Annotated in this window: 1 protein-coding gene; it reads right to left on the bottom strand. The window is 45.1% G+C overall.

The window, feature by feature from the left end:
• Window positions 1-5 precede the first annotated feature (5 nt).
• Window positions 6-581 (bottom strand): IS1595 family transposase (locus D7D25_RS17735; protein WP_122970223.1); only part of this gene is annotated, 576 nt, incomplete at its 5' end.

Here is a 581-nt window from a genome sequence, read left to right as displayed (position 1 = left end):
AATGATTATCCGCAATAGTTCCTATTGTAAATTCTTGACTTGAAATCAGGAGCATACGTTACAGCGGCTATCAACAGTCTTTCAAACTGGTTTTCCCCGAAGTAACGCCTGTTGAATTTATAACAGAACTGGTTGAGGTAATATTGCAAGTATTCTGGTTTTATCTTGTAATACACGCCCAGGAGCTGTCGTTTGGCATTGCTGATCGCGGTATGCACCCAGGGCAGCACATTGGAAAGATCCTGGTGTGGAATAACAGATGCCGTATGTGAATGAACATGCTCTTTCAATTTAGTGTAAGATGTTGAGTCATCGGTGGTCAGATCCGCCGTGCTTTCAACGTGCTCTTTGACATTCCTTGTAATTGTACCGGACTTCAAGTCACTGATCACTTTCATTTTCAGGTATCTAACCTTCTTGGGTTTCTTACCCGGCTTGGGGTTTTCAACGGTTTTGCTTTCAGCCATTACCAGCACTTTGGTCTTTTTTTGGCTCCCGCGGCCGCGCTTCAACGGTTTGTCCCTCTCTTCAAGGGATATTTCGGTGGAAAAGAAGGCGTCGTCCAACTCGATGGCTCCCTC

Source organism: Proteiniphilum sp. X52 (genome assembly GCF_003712195.1).
Taxonomy (GTDB): Bacteria; Bacteroidota; Bacteroidia; order Bacteroidales; family Dysgonomonadaceae; genus Proteiniphilum.
Note: the sequence above shows the minus strand (reverse complement) of the source record. Positions and strands in the feature narration are given on the sequence as shown.